This window comes from Oceaniglobus indicus (assembly GCF_002751875.1).
Lineage (GTDB): Bacteria > Pseudomonadota > Alphaproteobacteria > Rhodobacterales > Rhodobacteraceae > Oceaniglobus > Oceaniglobus indicus.
The window spans coordinates 44,024-58,961 of sequence record NZ_NMZM01000007.1; the positions used below are offsets into that span (position 1 = coordinate 44,024).

Consider the following 14,938-nt stretch of genomic DNA (forward strand, 5'->3'; position numbering starts at 1 on the left):
CCAAGCTCCTGTCGCAAACCCTTCGGATACGGCAACGCCGGGATCGGGTGGATCGTTCCGCTCGTTGGCTGACGTTGCAAAGCCGTTGAACGCATCGCCACCTGTGATAGGTGGAACGCGGCAAAAGGAGACCCCCCATGAACGAACGCCCCATCGCGCCCTGGATGAAGTCCGCGCTTGAATTCGGGCCCGTCGCGCTGTTCTTCGCGGGATATCTTCTGCTGCGTGACCGGACGTTCGTCATCGGTGGCACGGAATACAGTGGCTTCATCGTGGTGACGGCGGCGTTCGTGCCCCTGATCGCGCTGTCGACCCTGGCGCTGTGGCGTCTGACCGGCAAATTGTCGAAGATGCAGATCGTGACGCTGATCCTTGTGGTGGTGTTCGGCGGGCTGAGCGTGTGGTTCAACGACGAACGCTTCTTCAAGATGAAGCCGACGCTGATCTATCTGATCTTCGGCGCGATCCTGGGGTTCGGGTTGCTGCGCGGCACCTCGTATCTGCGGCTGGTGATGGACGAGATGATCCCGCTGGATCACGACGGGTGGATGATGCTGACCCGCCGGTTCACCGCGCTGTTTCTCGGGCTGGCGGTGGCGAATGAAATCGTCTGGCGCACGATGAGCACCGATGCCTGGGTCAATTTCAAGACCTTCGGACTGCCGTTGGCGATCTTCGTCTTTTTCGCGCTGCAATCGAAATTGTTCGCCGATCACGGCACCGAGAAACCGGACGACACGCCCGACGCTTGACCGACCTGCACGGCGGGTTTATGCGAAAACCCGTGGCGATTTGTTCACCGGATTGCGGGCCACGTTAAAGATACTGCTAAAGAGGTCGGGACAATGGCCCCCGACGTCCGTGACGGTGGGGAACATTGTTGGAAGGACACCCCATGAGAAAGGCAGATACCAAAGGCTGGAACACCCGCACGCGCCTGGTGCACGAAGGCGTTCGGCGCAGCCAGTATGGCGAAGTGTCCGAGGCGATATTCCTGACCCAGGGTTTCGTCTATGACACCGCCGAGCAGGCGCAGCAGCGGTTCGAGACGCCGGGCGACGATGAATTCATCTATGCCCGCTACGGCAACCCGACGGTGCGGATGTTCGAAGACCGCATCGCCGCGCTGGAGGGGGCCGAAGACGGGTTCGCCACGGCGTCGGGCATGGCGGCGGTCAATGGCGCGCTGATGTCGCTGCTGAAGGCGGGCGATCATGTCGTCAGTGCCCGCGCACTGTTCGGCAGCTGTCTTTATATCCTCGAAAACGTGCTGGCGCGGTTCGGGGTCGAAATCACCTTTGTCGACGGCACCGACAACGACGCCTGGGTGGCGGCGATCCGCCCCGACACCCGCGTCGTGTTCCTTGAATCGATCTCGAACCCGACGCTCGAGGTGATCGACATCAAGGCGGTGTCGGACGCGGCCCACGCGGTGGGCGCCACGGTCGTCGTCGACAACGTGTTCGCCACGCCGATCTGGTCGCGCGCCCTGGAAATGGGCGCCGATGTCGTGGTCTATTCCACGACCAAACATATCGATGGTCAGGGCCGGTGCCTGGGCGGTGTCGTCGTCGGCACGCGCGACTACATCCGCAAGACGCTGGAACCCTATCTGAAGCACACCGGCGGGGCGATGTCGCCGTTCAACGCCTGGGTAATGCTGAAGGGCATGGAAACGCTGGATCTGCGGGTGCGTGCCATGACAACGGCCGCCACCGCAATCGCCACTGCGCTGGAAGGCGATGCGCGTCTGTCCCGCGTGATCTTCCCCCACCTGGCCAGCCATCCGCAGCACGAAGTGGCAAAGCGGATGATGGACAAGGGCGGCACCGTTCTGTCGCTGGATCTTGCGGGCGGACAAGGGGCGGCGTTCCGGTTTCTGAACGCATTGCAGATCGTGACGATCAGCAACAACCTGGGCGATGCGAAGTCGATCATCACCCACCCCGCAACGACCACGCACCAACGGCTGAGCGAGGAACAGCGCGCCGAACTGGGCATCACCCCCGGCCTTGTCCGCCTGTCCATCGGGATCGAGGACCAGGACGATCTTCTGGCCGACATCCGGCAGGCGCTGGATGCGGTGTAAGGCGCTTGTGCTGGTCTTGGCCGTTGGCGCATCGTCAGCGGTGGCCGACCCGACCGGCCCACAGGCGGCCAGTGCCGCACGCATCGCCGAACTGGCGCTGGTGGATGAGGCGGTGCCACAGGGCGACGGGCCCGCGTTCCAGCTGTATCGCGGGCTGTTCCGGTATCGCCGCACGCTTGAACTCGACGGCTGCATCCTGCGCTATACCGCCACGCCCAAGGTTCGCGCCGATGCCCAGCCCAGCCATGTCGCCGAATTCGACCTGACATTCACGTTTCTCGAAACCGATCCCGAAAATGCCACCCATCACTTCGTGTATCACGAGGGCACGGGCGCGATATCGCTGCGAACCGACCCGGCGCATCCCGGCACGATCCATAGCAGGGTGCTGGACGCGACGACGCCGGAAACCTATATCGAAAGCACGGTCAGCGGCCCCGTGGAGACGCGGGCGACCGACCGTCTGGCGTATTTCATCGACGGGCTGAGCGGCGCCGGCCGCGTTCAGGCGCTTGCCGACGCACTGATGTCCTATCGTGTCGAATACTGCGTTCCGTCATCCTGATCCTCGCCCGAGGAACGATCCGATGGCACGACCGCCCGTGCAACCCCCGCCCGCCTGAGTCCCGACGGTTGGAACGGGGGTGAAACCCTGATCCGATGGCCTATGTTAGATTTCGTGAAATACTGCGGCGAAGGGGCCTTTGACATGAACATCCACACCGATGCGGTGCCGACCCGCGACGCCGCCGCCGAAGCGCTGCGCCTGTTGCGCCTGTGGGCCGATACGGCAAGCGCGGATGACATCGCCGCGTTGGACCCCACGATCGCCCGCCTTCTGCCCGACGCGGGGGACACCGCCTATCCGGCCCTGTCGCGCAGCTATCGTGACGATTTCACCGTTGATGACGCCTATCGCGCCACCTTGCCCGATCTTCAGAACGGGCCGGAAACGTCGATCCGGGGCGCGCGCAGCCGGATCCAGCATGTCGGCATCTCGAATTTCCGCCTTCCGATCCGCTATCGCACCCGCGACGATGCGGGCGGCATGACGCTGGAAACCAGCGTGACCGGCACCGTGTCGCTGGAGGCCGAGAAGAAGGGCATCAACATGTCGCGCATCATGCGCACCTTCTATGCCCATGCCGAAGACACCTTCAGCCTTGATGTGGTTGCCCGGGCGCTGAACGACTACAAGGCCGATCTGGACAGTTTCGACGCCCGCATCCAGTTGCGCATGTCATTCCCGATGAAGCGACCCAGCCTGCGATCGGGACTGTCGGGGTATCAGTATTACGACATCGCGCTTGAACTGATCGAGGACTCGGGCGTGCAGCGGCGCATCCTGCATCTGGATTACGTCTATTCCTCGACCTGTCCCTGTTCGCTGGAATTGTCGGAACACGCGCGGCGGACGCGCGGGCAACTGGCGACGCCCCATTCACAGCGGTCTGTGGCGCGTATCTCCGTGGTTCTGGACCCGGCAGCGCCGCGCCTGTGGTTCGAGGATCTGATCGACATGTGCCGCGCGGCGGTGCCGACGGAAACCCAGGTGATGGTGAAACGCGAGGATGAACAGGCGTTTGCCGAGCTGAACGCCGCCAACCCGATCTTCGTCGAGGACGCGGCCCGCCTGTTCGCAGAACGCCTGCAGGACGATCCGCGCATCCGCGATTTCCGGGTCATGGCCAGCCACCAGGAAAGCCTGCACAGCCACGACGCCGTGTCGATCCTGACCCAGGGTGAAACCTTTGCGCAGTCCAGCCTGGATCCCCGCCAGTTCGACACGCTGTTCCACGTCGGCTGAGCGGCGCGCGCGTCTCATCGGCCGGCGTCGGGTCAGGACGCTGCAGGCGGGTTTCGCCGTGCGGAATGGGGCGCCGGAAATACACCCCGGACGTGACATCGCGTCGGCGTGCGGCGTTCCTTGACTCTGTCGCGATGTGCGGCCAACGCTGCCGCCATGATCGACTTTCGCCCCGTTGGATATGTGCTTGGCCTGTTGGTGGCCGCCTTGGGGCTGACCATGCTGATCCCGCTCGGCGTGGATTTCATGGCCGGCGATCCCCATTGGAATGTCTTTCTTGAAAGCGCGTCGATCGTCGCCCTGACCGGCGGATTGATGGCGCTGGCCTGTTCGAACGGCATGGTTGAGCGGATCTCGATCCAGCAGACGTTCCTTCTGACCACCGGGGTGTGGTCGTTGCTGCCGTTCTTTGGCGCGGTGCCCTTCGTTCTGGGCGCGACCGAGGCCAGTTACACCGACGCCATGTTCGAGGCGATGTCGGGGCTGACGACGACAGGATCCACCGCCTTCACCGGCCTTGACGATCTGCCCCGCGGCCTGTTGCTCTGGCGTTCGATGTTGCAGTGGTTCGGCGGGATCGGGATCATCGTCGTGGCCATGGTGTTCCTGCCCGAACTGCGGGTCGGCGGGATGCAGATCTTCCGTTCGGAAGCGTTCGACACGATGGGCAAGATCCTGCCGCGCGCGGCGGGGATCGCGGCACAGATCAGCTGGATCTATGTCTCGCTGACGTTCACCTGTTTTCTCGGGTATCTCGCGCTGGACATGCCGACGTTCGAGGCGGTGAATCACGCGCTGACCACCATGTCGACGGGCGGATTTTCGACGACCGACCAATCCTTCGGTGCGTTCCAGGGGCCGCCCGAATACCTGGCGGCGACCTTCATGATCCTGGCCAGCCTGCCGTTCGTGCGCTACGTCCAGCTTCTGGCCGGCACGGCGCAGCCGCTTTGGCGCGATTCCCAGATCCGCGCGTTCCTGAGCATGGTGGTGCTGGTGTCGATCGTTCTGGCCGTGTTCCAGGTGGTGGCCGACGACCGCGAGCTTGAGCCGTCGATCCGCGAGGCGATCTTCAACGTCACCTCGATCGTGTCGGGAACCGGCTATGCCAGCGTCGACTATCAACTTTGGGGCAGTTTCGCCGTGGTCGTGTTCTTCCTGATCGGGTTGGTCGGGGGGTGCGCCGGTTCGACCTGCTGTTCGGTCAAGATCTTCCGCTATCAGATCATGGTGTCCGCGGTCATTTCACAGATTCGGCGAATTCATTCGCCCCACGGGCTGTTCTCGCCGCGCTTCGACGGTCGGCCGGTCAGCGATGATGTTCTGAACTCGGTCATGGCCTTCCTCGTGCTGTTCATCGTGTCGCTCGGGGTGTTGGCCGTGCTGTTGGGCATGACGGGTCTGGACATGGTCACGTCGCTGTCGGGGGCCGCGACCGCCATCGGCAATATCGGCCCCGGCTTGGGCCCGATCATCGGCCCGGCCGGCACGTTTGCGCCCCTGAACGATGCCGCGAAGTGGTTGCTGACCTTCGGGATGCTTCTTGGCCGGCTTGAACTGATGGCCGTTTATGTGCTGTTCACGGCGCACTTCTGGCGCAACTAGGCGCGGCCCGACATCTGCGATGCCGGTCTGCCCTCGGCGAACAGCCGCGCGACGGTGCGGGATGTCCCGCACCGCCCCGGGCACGTGTTATTGCCAGCAGGACACCAGCACGGTCATGTCGGTCGCCAGATCGGCCAGGGCGCCGGCCTTCAGCGGTGTGCGGTCTTCCGACGCGACGGCGGACAGCCCGTTGGCCGACATGAAATCGGCGATCACCTCGACATCCGCAAGGAACGCCACGTCGGTGGGCAATTCACGCCCGTCGGGCGCGCGGCCCGGCACCAGCATGCCGATCACGGCCCCGGTCGCGTCCAGAACCGGGCCGCCCGCATCGCCCGGTTGCGCGGCCAGATCGAGACGCTTGATGTCTTCTTCCCCGTTCAGCCCCCGCAGGTCGGCCACGGTGCCAAAGGTCAGCGACGGCGCCCCGAGCACCCCTTCATAGGAATATCCGGCCAGCACGACATCGCTTTGCAGACGCGGCACGGAGGCCTGGAAGCGCGCATAGCTGCGCGGTGCCAGCGCCTGTTTCGGCTTGAGCAGCGCAAGGCCCAGGGTTTCGTCCAGCGCCGTGACCTCGGCCTCGATCTCTTCGTTCAGGGTGATCCGCTTGCATTGGTCGATCACCGATGACGAGGTCAGGATCGTGCCGCGCGGATCGACATAGAACCCCGAGCGCGAGGTTTCGGGCATCCGGATTTCCAGACCGGCCAGCAGATCGATCCGCTGATCCTCGGTCGGCTCGCCCACCATGTCGTTCATCACGCGGCCGGGCAGGGCGGTGAAGCTGCGGGTCATTTCCTCCAGCACGCGCTGACGACGCTTTTCGTCACCCGTTGGCCAGATCAGCGTGAACCCCTTGACGGTGCCGTCGCGCGCCACAGCCTCGGTCTGCGAGATGAAGTCGCGCCCTTCGCCGATCAGGGTAAAGCTGTTGTCGCGCTTGCCCCGATCGCCCTGTTCGGGAACGATTTCAAGGGTCTGCATGATGTCGTACAGGCCGAACAACGTGTCGGTGTCGCCGCGCTGCGAAATCAGCAGGACCTTCGGGAAACCGGATTCCAGGTCGTTCGGGCCGTAATGGGCAAACGGCGGTTCATAGCGGTCGAAGCCGACAACCTCGGTCGGCATGACGATTTCGATGCCCGCCGTCTCGTCGCGCACCGTCTCCATGCCCAGACCGTCCAGAATGGCGTTATAGCTCTGGATCAGTGCTGCGCGCTGCCGGGTCGTGAGAACGCCGGTGACGTCGTAATTCCGGGCCGCCTGCCATTCGCCCATGGCACTGCGCGTGCCGCGCCCGAAGGCGCCGTCGATGGCCGCGTCGTAAAAGCCGGCCCACTGCAGGGCGATCTGCAACAGCTTGCGCTCGTCCGCGCTCAGCTGGGCTTCGCTGCGCCGCGCCTCGGTCACGGTTTCCTCGGGCTCGACCCGCGGCGTCACGGGCTGTGCGATCTCGGGTTCGGCCGGCGCGTCGGCGTCGACGGGTTCGACCTCGACCACCGGCGTCGGCGTCTCGGCCCCGCCTTCGGGCCAGAACTGTTCGCGGAACGAAGCGCCGTCGGTGGTGAAGCTGTCGCCGGGGATCAATCGCGCAGCGCGCAACGCGGTGCGGGTGCGGGCGGCGGCATCATCGTCGCCGAACGGGCCGATGGCGACGGCATACCAATTCGTGCTGCCCAGGCGATACCCGACGACATCGTCGATCTGCCCGGCGTAACCTGCGGCACTGTCGCGCGCCCGGTCCAGACCGGGTTGCGCTTCGATCTGCAACCACACATTCTGTTGTGCGACGCCCGGAGCGCCAAGGCCCGCGAACGCCACGGTGAGGACGATCCTGAAATAACGCGACATTCTGTGATTTGATCCCTTTTCATTCCGCCGTCGGCTGGCGCGCGGACCATCAGAGCGATATGACGCCGAAGGTCAATAATCATATCCCGATGCCGCAGCTGCAATTGACCCTTGTTGCCCTTCTGCCTATGCAGAACCCGCCCGGCCGACCCCGACCGCAGAAGAAATTGACGGAGCTTTCCCGCGTGACCCCCAAACCCGAGACTCTCCGCAGTTTCCAGGAAATCCTGCTGCGCCTGTCGACCTACTGGGCCGGGAAGGGGTGCGCGATGCTGCAACCCTATGACCTGGAAGTGGGTGCCGGCACGTTCCACCCGGCCACGACGCTGCGCGCGTTGGGATCGCGCCCCTGGGCCGCCGCCTATGTGCAGCCGTCGCGCCGCCCGACCGACGGGCGCTATGGCGAGAACCCGAACCGCTTGCAGCATTATTACCAGTACCAGGTGATCATCAAACCCTCGCCGCCCGACCTGCAGGAGCTGTACCTCGGCTCGCTGCGCGCCATCGGCATCGACATGGACCTGCACGATATCCGCTTCGTCGAGGACGATTGGGAGTCGCCGACCCTGGGCGCCTGGGGCCTGGGATGGGAGGTCTGGTGCGACGGCATGGAGGTGTCGCAATTCACCTATTTCCAACAGGTCGGCGGCCACGATTGCCGCCCCGTCTCGGGTGAGCTGACCTATGGTCTGGAACGCCTCGCGATGTATGTGCTGGGGGTCGATCACGTGATGGACATGCCGTTCAACGCGCCCGACGCGCCGATCCCGCTGACCTATGGCGACGTGTTCCGCCAGACCGAACAGGAATATTCGCGCTGGAACTTCGACGTGGCCGACACCGACATGCTGTTGAAACACTTCGAGGACGCCGAGGCCGAGGCAGCGCGCATCCTGTCCGCCCCCGCCGACGATCCGAAAACCGGCAAGCGCATCGTCATGGCGCATCCCGCCTATGACCAGTGCATCAAGGCGTCGCACCTGTTCAACCTGCTGGACGCGCGCGGCGTGATTTCGGTGACCGAACGCCAAGCCTATATCGGACGAGTGCGCGCGCTGGCCCGCGCCTGTGCCGATGCCTTCGTCACCACGCCCGCCGGCGGTGCATGATGGCCGACAACCGCTCCGCCCACGCGCCCTTGAACGCGCGGGCCGCCAGCATCAACCTGCATCGGCACTGACATGAACGGAAAGATCCTCGTGACCGGATTGATCGCCACCATCGCCCTGGCGGGCGGCGCCATGTATTACCTTCAGGTCTATGCCTATTACGACCGCGTCACCATGGATCCGGCGACGGACATCCAGTTGACGGTCGGGGTGACCGGCACGCCCGAGCCGATCCTGGCCGAGAACATCGAAGCCATCGACGCCGACAGCTCGCCCCTGCGGTTTCGAGCCTGTTTCACCACCCCGATGAGCCAGGGCATGCTGACCGAAACCTATCTGACCTATGAGGGTGCCAGTCCGCTGGTCGGCCCGTCGTGGTTTTCGTGCTTCGACGCCGAATCCATCGGCGCCGCCCTGGAAACCGGCGAGGCGATCGCCTTCCTGGGCACCGAGAACATCCAATACGGCGTCGACCGGGTAATTGCCGTGTTCGACGACGGCCGCGCCTACGCCTGGCACCAATTGAACAACTGCGGCGAAAAAAGATATGACGGCACGCCCGACGGGCCCGCCTGTCCGCCCCGCGATGACAACTGACGCCCGCCTTCGGCAAGACAACCGACACCGCGCCCTGAAAGCGAAATAAATATGCCCGACCTGTTGATCGAACTCCTGTCCGAGGAAATCCCCGCCCGGATGCAGGCCCGCGCCAAGGCCGATCTGAAGGCTCGCGTGACCGATGGCCTGGTCGAGGCCGGCCTGACCTATGCCAGTGCGGGTGCCTTCGCCACGCCGCGTCGCCTGGCGCTGTCGATCGAAGGCTTGCTGGCGGCGTCGCCGTCGACCAGCGAGGAACGCAAGGGCCCCAAGGTCGGCGCGCCGGAAAAGGCGATCGAGGGGTTCGTGCGCGGCGCGGGCGTCACGCGTGATCAACTCGAGGTGCGGGACGACAAGAAGGGCCAGGTCTATTTCGCCCGCATCGACAAGCCGGGACGACCGGCCGAGGTGATCGTGGCCGAGGTGCTGGAACAGGTGATCCGCACCTTCCCCTGGCCCAAGTCCATGCGCTGGGGCGATGGCGATCTGCGCTGGGTGCGTCCGCTGCACTCGATCCTGTGCGTCCTGTCTGACGACTCCGGCGCGACGGTGGTGCCGATGTCGGTTGACGGGATCACGGCGGGGGCGGTCACGCGCGGCCACCGCTTCATGGCGCCGGATGCGTTTTCCGTAACGGGGTTAGAGGATTACGCGACAAAGCTCAAGCGCGCGCATGTCATGCTGTCGTCCGAAGAGCGCGCCGATCACATCTGGAACGATGCCACCAATCAGGCGTTTGCGCTGGGGCTTGAGGTGGTCGAGGACCGCGCGCTTCTGGAAGAAGTCGCCGGTCTGGTGGAATGGCCGGTCGTTCTGATGGGCGAAATCGGGGCCGAGTTCTTGAGCCTGCCGCCCGAGGTTCTTCAGACATCAATGCGCGAACATCAAAAGTTTTTCAGTGTTCGCGATCCGAAACGGGCACAGATTGTTCGATTTGTGACGGTCGCCAATCGTGAAACGGCCGATGATGGCGCCACGATCCTGGCCGGTAACAACAAGGTTCTGTCGGCGCGCCTGTCCGACGCACGGTTCTTCTGGGAAAACGACCTGCGCATCGCCACCTCGGACCTGGGCCAATGGGTGCGCGCCCTGGACAACGTGACCTTCCACAACAAGCTGGGCTCGCAAGGGGAACGCGTGAACCGCATCGCGGCGCTGGCCCGCGAAATCGCCCCGCTGGTCGGCGCCGATGCCGACCTGGCGGAACAGGCCGCCCGCTTTGCCAAGGCCGACCTGTCGTCGGAAATGGTTTATGAGTTCCCCGAACTTCAGGGCCTCATGGGCCGCTATTACATCGAAGCCGCCGGTTTCCCCGCCGAAGTCGCCGCCGCCGCGCAGGAGCATTATTCGCCGCTGGGCCCCTCCGATTCGGTGCCGACCGCCCCCGTTTCCGTGGCCGTCGCGCTGGCCGACAAGATCGACACGCTGACCGGGTTTTGGGCGATTGACGAGAAGCCGACGGGATCGAAGGATCCCTTTGCATTGCGGCGCGCGGCTATAGGTTCTTTTCGCTTGGTGGCTGAGAATGAAGTTAGACTTGGCCTTTCGAAAATAATTGCAAGCTATCTCCAGAAAAATATGGGAGGAGAAACCGTTGCGGTTGCTCTCGATACTTTTGGTGATTTGAATCTCTCTGAGATTGCACTGGCAGATGACACCATAAGTGACGCTATCTCCTCTAGACAATCGTCGGCATTGCTCTCCAACTCTCTGTCAAGTTTGATGCAGATCGCAGATGCAGAAAGGCTCAGTCTTGGACAGATCAAATCTCGCATTAATGCTCAGCTATATCGGATTCGTGTTGACCTCCTCGCCTTCCTCCACGATCGCTTAAAAGTCTACCTGCGCGACCAGGACATCCCGCACGATGTCATCGACGCCTGCCTCGCCATGCCCGGCAATGACGACCTGACGCTGTTGGTCAAGCGGGCCCGGGCCTTGGCCGCGTTCCTCAAGACCGATAACGGCGCGAATCTGTTGCAGGGGTTCAAGCGCGCCAACAACATCCTGTCGCAGGCCGAGGCCAAGGATGGGGTGGAGTATTCCTATGGCGCCGACGTGAAATTTGCCGAAGATGAAACGGAACGCACCCTGTTCGCCGCACTTGATGAGGCCGACAAGACGATCCGTCCGGCGATGGAGGCCGAGGATTTCGGCGCTGCCATGGCCGCCATGGCCGAGCTGCGCAGGCCCATCGACGATTTTTTCGAGGCGGTACAGATCAACGCCGAAAGCCAGGTCCTGCGGCGCAACCGTCTGAACCTGCTCAGCCGGATCCGCACCACCTGTCTGCAAGTGGCCGATCTGACCCGGCTTGAGGGCTGACGCAACGCTTGCACGGGGCGACGGCCCGGCTAAGGTGCCCCGGACAACCGGAGCGCCGCAGTGCAGCAACACGTCGATACCCACGGGTTCATCCCGATCACGCCCAAGGCACCGATCACCGCGTCACGCCACGGCGGGCGGGCGAAATGCCTGCAACGCCTGATCCGCATGGGTCTGCCGGTGCCGCCGACCGTCGCACTGGATTTCGACACGGTGCGCGCCATCGCGCTGGACGAGTTTCCCGACCTCGCACAGCTGTGGGCGACGTTCGGTGACGATGCGCTGGTGTCGGTCCGACCCTCGGGCGAGGTGGCCGATTGGGGCGGGCCGGGCGCGATCCTGAACATCGGCATGAATGACGCCCGGCACGCCGCCCTTTCCGCGCGGATCGGCTGTGCGGCGGCGAATGCTCTCTATGCGCAGTTTGTGCAATCTTACGCCGTCCAGATCGCCCGGCTTGATCCGGAAATGTTCGAAATTGATATTTCCGACGCTCCGCCCCATCTGGCGCTGCTGGCCGCGTTCGAGGTGGCGATGGATCAGCCGTTTCCACAGGATCCCGTGCGTCAGCTGGCCGATGTCCTGCGCTCGATGGCGCGGGCCTGGGACGGGACCAGCGCGCGGCTCCTGCGGCAGGCGCGGGGCGCGCCGGCGGATGCCGGGCTCGGACTGGTCGTGCAGCGGATGGCCCTGGGGGTTGGGGATGCGGCACGCGGCGAAAGCGGATCGGGGGTGATCCAGTTCGTTGATTCCGAAACCGGACTGGCGCGTCTGACCGGCCGATACCTGTCGCAAAGCCAGGGGCGGGCGGCGGTGATGGCCCAGCCCGGTGCGCTTTTTCTGACCGCCGATCCGCGCGGCGCGGCGTTGCAGGACCGATGCCCGAAGATTTTCGCGCAACTGCTGTCGTGCGGTGAACTGTGCCGGTTGCGCCTGCGCGAAGAGATGCAGGTGGAATTCACCATCGATTGTGACGAGTTGTTCATTCTCGACGCGGTGCGCGCGCCGCGCCGCACCCGCGCGGCGGTTCGGATCGCGGTCAGTCTGGCCGAGGACGGGATCATCGCCGAACCCGAGGCGGTTCTGCGCGTCGATCCGGCTGCCCTGTCGGACCTGCTGCACCGCCAGATCGATCCGGCCGGCCCGCGCGATGTTCTTGCGCGCGGCATCCCCGCCAGTCCGGGGGCCGCAACCGGAATCCTGGTGTTCAGCGCGCGGGCCGCACTCGACGCCGCCGCGCGCGAGGAGGATTGCATCCTCGTGCGGCGCGAAACCAAGCCCGAGGACGTGCGCGCCATGCATTCCTCGGTCGGGGTGCTGACCGAAAGGGGCGGTGCGACCAGCCATGCGGCAGTCATCGCGCGCGGTCTGGGTCTGCCCTGTGTCGTCGGGGCAACGGGCATCCGGATCGATCGCAAGGCCCGCGTCCTGATCACCGACACCGGGCGTCGGTTTGGCGAAGGCGACGTCGTCACGCTTGACGGAACCACGGGCAACATCCTGGTCGGTCGCGCGCCCCTGCTCGAGCCGGCCCTGGACGATGCCTTCCAAAGCTTGCTGGGCTGGGCCGATGACGCCCGCGACATCGGTGTGCGCGCCAATGCCGATACGCCCGCCGAGGCCCGCGTGGCCCGCCGGTTCCGGGCCGAGGGGATCGGCCTGTGCCGGACGGAACACATGTTCTTCGAGCCGGGCCGCATGACGGCCATGCGCGAGATGATCTTTGCCGAGGCCCCCGAGGACCGCGCCGCCGCGCTGACCCGGCTTCTGCCGGTGCAACGTGCCGATTTCACCGATCTGTTCCGGATCATGGAGGGGCTTCCGGTCTGTATCCGGCTGCTTGACCCGCCGCTGCACGAATTCCTGCCGACCACGCGCGACGGCCTGCTGGACTTGGCCGAAGCGCTGGATCTGCCGTTGTCCACCGTCACCGAAAGGGTCACGTCGCTGTCCGAGGTGAACCCGATGCTGGGGATGCGCGGTGTCCGCCTGGGGATCGCGGTGCCCGAGATCTATGAAATGCAGGCGCGGGCGATCTTCGAGGCGGCGGTCGCCATCGGGGGCGACGTGGCGCCCGAGGTGATGCTGCCGCTGGTGTCCGCCCACCGCGAGGTGGAGTTGATCGCCCGGCGCGTCGCCGCCGTGGCAAGCGCGGTCCAGGCCGAAACGGGGGTCACGGTGTGCTATCGGCTGGGCGTGATGGTGGAAACGCCGCGCGCCGCGCTGCGCGCGGGCGACATCGCCGGGCGCTGTGCGTTCCTGTCGTTCGGCACCAACGATCTGACCCAGATGACCTATGGATTGTCGCGCGATGACGCCGGGCGGTTCATGGCGCCCTATGTCGCCGAAGGGGTCTTTGCCGAGGATCCGTTCCTGCGACTGGACCTTGACGGGGTGGGCGAACTGCTGACCCTCGGTGCGACCCGTGGCCGCGCGGCGAACCCCGATATCGTCCTGTCGCTGTGCGGTGAACATGGCGCGGATCTGTCAAGCATCGCGTTTTGTCGCGCGGCGTCGTTCGATTACGTCTCGTGTTCGCCGTTCCGCGTGCCGGTCGCGCGGCTGGCGGCGGCGCATCTGGCGATCCGGTCACGACAGGCCGCGCCGGCCTGACAGGGTGGCAACATCCCGCCGATCCGGGCACCGGCGGGTTTGCAGGCGCGGCATTTACGTTTAGGGAAGGCGCGCTTTCGCACCAGCCCGTCAATCGGCGCCGGTGCCGGACCTTGCGGATCTGGAGATTTCGATGAACGGAACACGCCTTGCCCGCGTTGCGGGATTTTGTGCGCTTGCGCTGCTGCCGCTTTCTGCCACCGCCTCCGTGCAGCAACCCGACCCCGCGCTGACGGCACTGCTGGGTGCGCAGAGTGCCGCGATCTCGACCGCGCGGACCGCGCGCCGCGATGCGATGTCGTTCACCGATATCCCGCGGCCCGCCGCGACCGCCCCGCAATCGGTGGTGGCGCCCGCCGAACCCGGCACGCCCGACGTGGCGGTGCAACTGGCCGGACTGCTGGGCCCTGCGGCACCGGCGTTGAAACCCACCCGCGCGAATCGCGCATGGAACTCGTTCGCCGTGTCACAAGCCGCACCGGCGGGGGCCGTGGCGGATGTCGAACACTCGGCCCGGTTTCTGGCCGCCTTGCCGACCGCATCGGGCGGGGCGGACTGGCAGTGCCTGAGCGAGGCGTTGTATTTCGAGGCCCGCGGCGAAAGCGTGCGCGGCCTGTTTGCCGTGGCCGAGGTGATCCTGAACCGCGTCGACACCAGCGCCTTTCCCGGCAGCGTGTGCCGCGTCATCAAGCAGGGCACGGGCAAGCGGTATCAATGCCAGTTCACCTTCACCTGCGACGGCATTTCCGACGTCGTGCGTGAACCGGCGGCGTGGCGGCGGGTCGGCAAGGTGGCGCGCCTGATGCTGGACGGGGCGCCCCGCGTCCTGACCGACGGCGCGACCCATTACCATACCAAGGCGGTGCGCCCGCGCTGGTCACGGGTGTTCGCGCTGACCGCGACCATCGGCGTTCACCGCTTTTATCGCATGGGGTGACG

11 protein-coding genes and 1 riboswitch are annotated in these 14,938 nt (G+C 65.1%); of the genes, 10 read left to right on the forward strand and 1 reads right to left on the reverse strand.

All coding sequences use genetic code 11. The annotated features are described in order from the left end of the window. The first annotated feature begins 137 nt into the window (after positions 1-137). The 5 genes from CFP68_RS11975 (at position 138) to CFP68_RS11995 (ending at position 5,501) form a co-directional block, all read left to right on the forward strand. Positions 138-752, forward strand: coding sequence for an inner membrane-spanning protein YciB (locus CFP68_RS11975; protein ID WP_099827176.1), 615 nt, complete (start codon positions 138-140; stop codon positions 750-752). A gap of 22 nt (positions 753-774) precedes the next feature. Next, a riboswitch (SAM riboswitch) is annotated at positions 775-853 on the forward strand. A gap of 42 nt (positions 854-895) precedes the next feature. After that, on the forward strand, positions 896-2,089 hold the full coding sequence (metZ, locus tag CFP68_RS11980) for an O-succinylhomoserine sulfhydrylase (RefSeq protein ID WP_099827177.1): 1,194 nt from the start codon (positions 896-898) through the stop codon (positions 2,087-2,089). Between the two features lie 16 nt (positions 2,090-2,105). Further along, positions 2,106-2,654, forward strand: a complete 549-nt coding sequence (locus tag CFP68_RS11985; protein WP_158234165.1) for a hypothetical protein — start codon at positions 2,106-2,108, stop codon at positions 2,652-2,654. Between the two features lie 144 nt (positions 2,655-2,798). After that, positions 2,799-3,896 carry a GTP cyclohydrolase FolE2 gene (gene folE2, locus CFP68_RS11990; RefSeq protein WP_099827348.1) on the forward strand — a complete coding sequence of 366 codons (1,098 nt, stop codon included), beginning with the start codon at positions 2,799-2,801 and terminating at the stop codon, positions 3,894-3,896. A 156-nt stretch (positions 3,897-4,052) separates the two neighbouring features. Continuing rightward, the gene (locus CFP68_RS11995; protein WP_099827179.1) at positions 4,053-5,501 is read left to right on the forward strand and encodes a TrkH family potassium uptake protein; all 1,449 of its coding nucleotides are present in this window, start codon (positions 4,053-4,055) and stop codon (positions 5,499-5,501) included. Between the two features lie 87 nt (positions 5,502-5,588). On the opposite strand, the gene CFP68_RS12000 is transcribed toward CFP68_RS11995, so the two are convergent. Beyond that, positions 5,589-7,355, reverse strand: a complete 1,767-nt coding sequence (locus tag CFP68_RS12000) for a trypsin-like peptidase domain-containing protein (RefSeq protein WP_099827180.1) — start codon at positions 7,353-7,355, stop codon at positions 5,589-5,591. Between the two features lie 185 nt (positions 7,356-7,540). Between CFP68_RS12000 and CFP68_RS12005 the strand changes: the two genes are divergently transcribed. The 5 genes from CFP68_RS12005 to CFP68_RS12025 all read left to right on the forward strand — a co-directional run bounded on the left by CFP68_RS12005 (position 7,541) and on the right by CFP68_RS12025 (position 14,936). Beyond that, on the forward strand, positions 7,541-8,464 hold the full coding sequence (locus tag CFP68_RS12005; protein WP_099827349.1) for a glycine--tRNA ligase subunit alpha: 924 nt from the start codon (positions 7,541-7,543) through the stop codon (positions 8,462-8,464). 72 nt (positions 8,465-8,536) lie between these two features. Further along, positions 8,537-9,061, forward strand: coding sequence for a DUF6446 family protein (locus CFP68_RS12010; protein ID WP_099827181.1), 525 nt, complete (start codon positions 8,537-8,539; stop codon positions 9,059-9,061). Between the two features lie 51 nt (positions 9,062-9,112). Further along, positions 9,113-11,386: a glycine--tRNA ligase subunit beta gene (glyS, locus tag CFP68_RS12015; protein WP_099827182.1), complete on the forward strand. Its 2,274-nt coding sequence runs from the start codon at positions 9,113-9,115 to the stop codon at positions 11,384-11,386. A 60-nt stretch (positions 11,387-11,446) separates the two neighbouring features. Further along, positions 11,447-13,999 (forward strand): putative PEP-binding protein, encoded by a 2,553-nt coding sequence (locus CFP68_RS12020; protein ID WP_241524061.1) that lies wholly within the window; start codon positions 11,447-11,449, stop codon positions 13,997-13,999. A gap of 133 nt (positions 14,000-14,132) precedes the next feature. Further along, positions 14,133-14,936, forward strand: coding sequence for a cell wall hydrolase (locus tag CFP68_RS12025; RefSeq protein ID WP_241524062.1), 804 nt, complete (start codon positions 14,133-14,135; stop codon positions 14,934-14,936). The last annotated feature ends 2 nt before the right edge of the window (positions 14,937-14,938 follow it).